Below are 6,330 nucleotides of genomic sequence, written 5' to 3'. Positions count from 1 at the left end.
GAGGACATTCGTTCGGAGCAGGTGGTCGGTCGCGCAGCGGGTGATATCCGGCTCGATCCCGCCAGGATAGAAGGATTTACGCTGGTAGGCTCGGCGGGTCAGCGGATTCCGCTGTCTCAGGTGGGAGAGGTCGATGTTCGTATGGAGGATCCGATCCTCCGACGTCGTGACCGCACGCCGACCATTACCGTGCGCGGCGACATTGCCGAAGGCTTGCAGCCACCGGACGTCTCGAGCGTGATCATGAAAGAGCTGCAGCCGGTCATCGACCAGCTGCCTGACGGGTACCGGATCGAGCAGGCGGGTGCAATCGAGGAGTCGGGCAAAGCCGGTAAAGCGATGTTGCCGCTGTTCCCGATCATGATTGCCATGACGCTGCTGATCATTATTCTGCAGGTACGTTCGATCTCGGCGATGGTCATGGTGTTCCTCACCTCGCCACTGGGGTTGATTGGTGTGGTGCCGACACTGCTTATCTTCCAGCAGCCGTTTGGTATCAACGCTCTGGTAGGTCTAATCGCCCTTTCAGGCATTTTGATGCGCAATACGCTGATTCTGATTGGGCAAATCCATCACAACGCCCAAGAAGGGCTGGATCCGTTTCACGCGGTGGTCGAAGCCACGGTCCAACGTGCCCGCCCGGTACTGCTGACAGCGCTGGCGGCAATCCTGGCATTCATTCCCCTGACACACTCCGTCTTCTGGGGGACGCTGGCCTACACGCTGATCGGAGGCACGTTTGTCGGAACCATCATGACGCTGGTGTTCCTGCCAGCGATGTACTCCATCTGGTTCAAGATCCGTCCTGACCATGCGGGGAAAACTGAACCAGCCAATAAGCAAGCAAGCCTGGTGGATAGGACGCCACCTCGTCCTCTCGACGTTCACCAAACCACAGAGCTTTAGCCGTAGGCCATAGCGTGCTGCTTTAGTGGGCGTCGACGTGGCTGTTTACCTGACACCGAACCGCCGAGGGGACGCAACGTCTCCTCGGCGGCCAACGTTCAGTCAGTCACAGACCCCTGCGGTATTCTCCCGGCGAAACTGTCCACCAGGCTCGCCACCACCATCTCTCCCATTCGCGTGCGAGTCTGCAGCGTCGCACTCGCGCGATGGGGCTGCAGTACCACGTTCTCGTTGGCAAACAGTGTCTCGGGGACGTTCGGTTCATCGACAAACACATCCAGTGCCGCACCTGCGATCTCTCCAGCGGCCAGTGCCGTCACCAGATCGACCTCGTTGACCAGCTTGCCGCGCGCCACGTTGATCAGATACCCGTCCTTGCCCAGTGCCTGCAGCACCTCGGCATTGATGATGGCTTCAGCCTTGTCGGCGGCGGCCGCGAGAATCAGTGCATCACTGTTGCTGGCCAGCTGCTTCAGATCGGCGATGAACGTGTGGTTCACGTCGCTCATCGGCTGCAGATCGGTGTAACTGATCGGGCAGCCGAACGCCGCGGCCCGGGTCGCCACGGCACGGCCGACCCGGCCCATGCCGACGATGCCGATGCGCATGCCCGACACCTGACGTGCCAACGGCAACGGAGCCAACGGCGTCGGGCTATGGGGCCATTGGCCCGAACGCACATAACGATCACTGGTGCACAGACCCCGGCACACGGCAATCAACAATCCGATGGCCAGGTCGGCGACGTCTTCGGTCAGCGCTCCGATGGTTGCTGTTACGCGGATTCCGCGATCCCGGGCGTAAGCCAGATCCACCGCATCGGTACCCACGCCGTTGACCGCCACCACTTCCAGTTTCGGTAGTTGCACCATCAGCGCCTGGCTGATCCCGGTATGCCCGCCGGTGATCACCCCGCGAATGTTCGCACCGTGTTCCTGCAAATAAGCCTGCTTGTCGGCCTGCTGGAAGTAACGTCTGACGGTAAACAGCTCATCGAGCCGCGCGTTGATTTCAGGGATCAGGATCGGGCTGAGCTGCAAGACTTCTGACTTCATGTAAACCTCGTGTAGCGGAATTAAGAAGGCCGGTTTAACCGCGACCGGCAAACGGCATGGCACTGGCCATGACGGTCATGTTCAGGACGTTCGCTTCCAGCGGCAGGCCGGCGATGTAACGCACGGCATCGGCCACATGTTTGACGTCCACCATCGGCTCCACGGCGATGGTGCCGTTGGCCTGGCGCACGCCTTTGGTCATGCGCACCGACATTTCGGTCAGGGCGTTGCCAATGTCGATCTGGCTGCAGGCGATGTTGAATTCGCGCCCGTCCAGGGCCAGGGATTTGGTCAGCCCCAGCACCGCATGTTTGCTGGCGGTGTAGGCGCTGCTGAAGGGGCGTGGGGTATGCGCCGAGATCGAGCCGTTATTGATGATGCGTCCGCCCTGTGGCTGTTGCCGGCGCATCAGTGCGAAGGCTCCACGGGCGCAGAGGAAAACGCCGTTGAGGTTGGTGTCGATCACGTTTCGCCACTGCTCGAACGTCAGCTCATCGAGCGGCACAGCAGGGGCGTTGACCCCGGCGTTGTTGAACACCACGTCGAGGCGTCCGTATACCTCGGTGATGGTGGCAAACAGCGCATCGACGCTGGCCGGGTCGCGCACATCAGTGGGCACCGCCAACGCTTCGTGTCCTTCGCTGAGCGCCAATTCGACCAAGGCCTGCAAAGGCTCCGCTCGGCGACCGGCCAACACCAGAGTGAATCCGTCTGCCATCAGAGCCAGCGCCACGGCGCGGCCGATTCCGCTGCCGGCGCCGGTGACCAGGGCCACTTTCAAAGGACTGGACATGTTGTTATCTCCTTTTTTCGATTCACGAGAGCGTACGTCGGGTTCAAGGTCGCTGACCGACGCGCATTTCCAGTTGGCCGATGCCGTCGATCCCGGCATTGATGATGTCGCCCGGTTGCAGCGCATCGACGCCCGCCGGGCTGCCGGTCATGATCAAGTCACCGGCCCGGAGCGCTACCGATTGCGAGATGCGGCTGATGATTTCACTGACCGACCAGATCTGGCTGTCGAGGCTGTCGCGTTGGCGCTCTTCGCCGTTGACGTTCAGCCACAATTCGCCGTCCGGGTGTCCGGCGCGAGTCACCGGCACGATGGCGGTCATCGGCGCGGCGCCGTCAAACACCTTGGCACCTTCCCACGGCAAGCCATTGCTTTTGGCCGCACGCTGGACATCACGGCGGGTCAGGTCAAGGCCGACGGCATAGCCCCAGACATAGGCCAGCGCCTGACTCTCCGGAATATTGGCGCCGCCTTCGCCGATGGCCACGACCAATTCGATTTCGTGGACAAACTCTTCGGTCAATGGCGGGAAAGTCACTTCGCCCGTCGCATCCACCACGTTGCTCGCCRGTTTCATGAAGAACACCGGCGGCTGGCGGGACTGGCCTTGGGTGTCTGGCCAAGGGTAGTTGCGGCCGACGCAAAATACTCGGCCAACGGGAAAGCGTTGCTGGCTGCCCACGACTGGCAAGGTCACGGGCAGGTCCGGGGTAAACACGTACTCGGTCATCGTCATTTTTGTAGTCGTCCTGTTTGAAGCGTCAGCGTACGGCGGCAATCTTTTGCAAAGTTGGACGAAAGCCGCCTCGTGTTGGAGAAAAACGGTTTCTTGGCTCAGCGCGCCTTGAGTTCGATGCGATACAAGCGACCGAGCAGCAACGAATAGGACAAGGTCCCCATCAGTGCCACGCCGCCAATGAACCAGAAGGCGTAGGCAAACGAGCCTGTTGCGTGGACGATTCCGCCAATCACAATCGGGGTGACGATCCCGCCGATGTTGGCGGCCAGGCTGGTGACCCCGCCGGTCAATCCGATCAACTCCTTCGGCGCGACTTCCGACACCGCCGCCCACGACGAGGAGGCGATTCCCTGGGCGAAGAAGGCAATGGTCAGAACGGCAATGCAGATCACGTTCGAGTCGGTGAAATTCACCAGCACAATCGACATCCCCAGCATCGAGCCGACCACCAATGGCAACTTGCGAGCGAAGGACATTGAGTAACCACGACGGATCAGCAAGTCGGAGACGATGCCGGCCAGCAGAATGCCGACCGTTGCACCTACGAACGGCAGCACGGCGAAGACCCCGGCCTTGATCATGGTCAGCTTGCGTTCTTCGATCAGGTACGTCGGGAACCAGGTCAGGAAGAAGTACAACGCCGAGGTGCTGGCGAACTTGCCGATGCAAATCGCCCAGATCTGCCGATAGCTGAACAGCTCGGCGATCTGCCGCCAGTTGAACCGGGTGCGCTCCTGACTGCTCTTGACCAGTCCACCGCCGGCTTCGATGTACTTCAGTTCTTCCTGGCTGACGTTCTTGCAGCTCAGCGGATCGCGGTACACGTAGAGCCAGATCACACCAAACACAATGCCGAGTATCCCGGTGCTGTAGAAAACATGGCGCCAGTCATAGGTCGTGGCCAGCCATAACAGCATGCCGGTAAACAATGCCGTGCCCAGATACTGGCCGCACACGTAAATGCTGCTGGCCAGGCCCCGTTCGCGGGCCGGGAACCACACCGTGACCGCTCGGCTGTTGGCCGGAAACGCTGGAGCTTCCATGGCGCCGACAGCCAGGCGCAGCCCGAACAGCGAAGCGAACCCAGTGGCAAAGCCTTGGCACACGGTGACCGTCGACCAACTGATCAGCGACACCCCGTAGGTGAACCGGGAACCGAAGCGATCGGCGATGAACCCGGCGGGGACCAGAGCGAGTGCGTAGGTCCAGGCAAACGCGGAAAAAATCAGGCCCATTTCGATCTTGTCCAGGCCCAGGTCCTTGGCCATGAACGGTGCGGCAATCGAGATATTTACGCGGTCGATGTAGTTGATGATGGTCGCAATCAGCAGCAATGACAGCATGAACCAGCGCCGACGCGTCGGTAGTCGCTGAGGCAACAGGGCGTCCCGGGCGCCGGCGCTCACCGACGGCGCGGTGGACGGGGAGGTTTGCGAATTCGACATGGGTAGACCTTCTTATTGTTAGGAGAATCGAGATGTTCGCGCGCAGCCGAAGCCGATGCCCCCAGTGCCGGGGCAGGGCAATCGCTACTTGAATGAGGGCGCGGACAGCTACTGTCAGGCGCTCAGATACGCCTTCGGACTGGCTCGGTCGGGGGAGGGTTGGCGAGGGAAAAAAGCAGGTTCATCACGAGCGCACCTTTTGATTGTTTTTGGAAGGGTCGGGCTGCATTGGTTATTACAGTGGTCGTACAACCTCTCAAAATCAACGGAGGCGTTAGATCGTTTTTTCTCCTGTAAAAGGTGATTCATGCAGGTGTCCAAGAGAAATCAAATCGACTCATTTCCTTCGTTATGCGTTATTTACTTCGTAAATATATGTTTTTAAAAGATTAAATATTTTTTTGCGCTCGTAGTTTTTTGGACAGGCGACACATCACACACGGATACAATTAATTCTCTGTGTTTCGTTGTCATCCTATGACATGTTGAAGCCAGCGGTGTCTGCCTTCACAATCACTGCGGTCGCCGCCTGCGTCGCGGCGCGACGACAACCTGTCCATGTACCTGTCGAGGATCCTCAGGCGATGTCGTCACCGAGTCGAGTACCCACTTACGTCATGCAGCAACGCAGCGAATTGACGGACTTTTACATCCGCGACAAAAAGGGCCGGCGCCCCGAAACCAGCCCGCATCGCCATGAGTATTTCCAGATCCAGGTCAACCTCGGTGGCGATACCGTGCAGCACATCGGCAACGTCGAGCGGCCGTTTCCGCGCAACACGCTGGCCTTCATCCTGCCGCATCGCGTGCACGTGATTCCGCATCCGGCCGACAGCAATTTCATGGTGATCAACTTTTCCCAGACCTTCCTGTTGCCGCATTTGCAGTGCGACCCGATGGACCTGGAGGAGGTCTCGATTCTGCTGGCACCCGAGTTGTCGCCGTTCCGCTTTCAGGAGCATCTGGATTTCATTCTGTCCGATGAAGATTTCAGCAAAGTCTGTGCCCTGATCGAACAGATGCGCGTGCTCGATGAAAACCGTCAGTTCGGCACTCGCGAGATGCTCAAGGGATTGTTGCTGCAACTGGTGGGGAGCGTTTGTGCCTTGTATGCCGAGCCGCTCAAGCGGTTGGCCGAGGAGAATGCCGCCGAAGTCAGCCGACGCGATGCGCTGAGCAGGATGTCCGAATACTTGCGCAAGAACATTGCCGATCCCGACCTCAACCTGATCAAGGTGGCTGCTGCGACTTACCTGTCACCGACGTACCTGACGCACTGGTTGCGCAAGGAAATCGGCAAGACCTTCACTGAGCTGGTGCTCGAGCGCAGGATGCACGCGGCACGCAATTATTTGCTCAATGGGACACGACCGGTGGGGGAGGTGGCGAGGT

At 59.6% G+C, this 6,330-nt stretch carries 6 protein-coding genes; 2 read left to right on the top strand and 4 right to left on the bottom strand.

Annotated elements, in window-relative coordinates:
• The coding region (locus tag AC1DLB_RS18265) for an efflux RND transporter permease subunit (protein ID WP_477785397.1) at positions 1–906 on the top strand (906 nt) is incomplete at its 5' end.
• Between the two features lie 98 nt (positions 907–1,004).
• On the opposite strand, the gene AC1DLB_RS18260 is transcribed toward AC1DLB_RS18265, so the two are convergent.
• The 4 genes from AC1DLB_RS18260 to AC1DLB_RS18245 form a co-directional block, all read right to left on the bottom strand.
• Positions 1,005–1,961, bottom strand: coding sequence for a 2-hydroxyacid dehydrogenase (locus AC1DLB_RS18260; RefSeq protein ID WP_477743973.1), 957 nt, complete (start codon positions 1,959–1,961; stop codon positions 1,005–1,007).
• A gap of 34 nt (positions 1,962–1,995) precedes the next feature.
• Entirely contained in the window at positions 1,996–2,754 is a 759-nt protein-coding gene (locus AC1DLB_RS18255; RefSeq protein ID WP_230172133.1) for an SDR family oxidoreductase, read from the bottom strand.
• A gap of 43 nt (positions 2,755–2,797) precedes the next feature.
• Positions 2,798–3,490, bottom strand: coding sequence for a fumarylacetoacetate hydrolase family protein (locus AC1DLB_RS18250; RefSeq protein WP_477785396.1), 693 nt, complete (start codon positions 3,488–3,490; stop codon positions 2,798–2,800).
• Between the two features lie 98 nt (positions 3,491–3,588).
• Complete coding sequence (locus AC1DLB_RS18245; protein WP_258673641.1) at positions 3,589–4,938, bottom strand: MFS transporter; 1,350 nt, start codon at positions 4,936–4,938, stop codon at positions 3,589–3,591.
• A 584-nt stretch (positions 4,939–5,522) separates the two neighbouring features.
• Between AC1DLB_RS18245 and AC1DLB_RS18240 the strand changes: the two genes are divergently transcribed.
• Positions 5,523–6,330: helix-turn-helix transcriptional regulator (locus AC1DLB_RS18240; protein WP_477785395.1), on the top strand; the 808-nt coding region annotated here is incomplete at its 3' end.

This window comes from Pseudomonas sp. 05N434, from assembly GCF_056396965.1.
This window is presented reverse-complemented; position numbering and strand designations above follow the sequence as displayed.